1 protein-coding gene and 1 pseudogene are annotated in these 681 nt (G+C 64.6%); both read right to left on the minus strand.

Annotated elements, in window-relative coordinates:
• Positions 1-40: 40 nt before the first annotated feature.
• Complete coding sequence (locus tag EOA60_RS35915) at positions 41-241, minus strand: hypothetical protein (RefSeq protein WP_127336134.1); 201 nt, start codon at positions 239-241, stop codon at positions 41-43.
• Between the two features lie 47 nt (positions 242-288).
• A pseudogene (locus EOA60_RS35920) lies at positions 289-435 on the minus strand (DUF2958 domain-containing protein); the annotation flags it as partial.
• Between the last annotated feature and the right edge of the window lie 246 nt (positions 436-681).

Raw genomic sequence — 681 nt, forward strand, 5'->3', positions numbered from 1 at the left:
CTGCCTCTCGCGGCCGCCGCGCCGGCACAGGCCGGCGGCCTCAATGCGGTTCGGCGACATCGACTCGTCCAGCCTTGCGCAGAGCCTCGAGCATGCGGGCATGGTCCATGAGGATGTAGATGAGCGCCTGGCGATCGACGGTGGCCGTTTTGCTGGTGCTGCGCGTCCGATCGTGCCGCTCGTGCAGGGTCTCGAACTTGGCAAAAGTGGTGTAGAGCCGGAGAATGGGGCGACCGCTCATGGCACGATCCTCGGTTCGGCCGGTGCGGACATGGCTCCGACGCCTGGGATGTCGCCGTCAGCATCAAGCTCGGTTGCAAGCCAGGTGCGGATCCCGACCGGATTGAAGAACTTGACCACCGGGACATGATCGCGATCGCTCTGGCGGCCGTTGGTGAGGAACTGTTCGCGCTGGTCAGCTGTCAGCAGCGGCATTCGGGTCTTGGCGGCATCGTGCATGGGTCGCGCTCCATGACGGACGATCGAAAGCCCGCCTTCCGACCTTGTGGTCCGTCACGATGAAAGGCGCCGCCCTCGTGGTTGTGAGAACGGCGCCTTGAAGTGGCGATGAAAGGGACGCCGGCGTGCGACATGTGGGATCGCCGGCTGGGCGGGGATCAGTGAACGAGGTCGAGGAGCTTCTTGGCTTTGCCTTCCATTTCGAGCCGCACATCCTGGTGC

It is taken from the genome of Mesorhizobium sp. M1A.F.Ca.IN.020.06.1.1 (assembly GCF_004023265.1).
Classification (GTDB): Bacteria; Pseudomonadota; Alphaproteobacteria; order Rhizobiales; family Rhizobiaceae; genus Mesorhizobium.

Excerpts from the sequence above, each read along its gene's own strand:
- EOA60_RS35915 (WP_127336134.1), bottom strand. The coding sequence starts at position 241 with ATGAGCGGTCGCCCCATTCTCCGGCTCTACACCACTTTTGCCAAGTTC.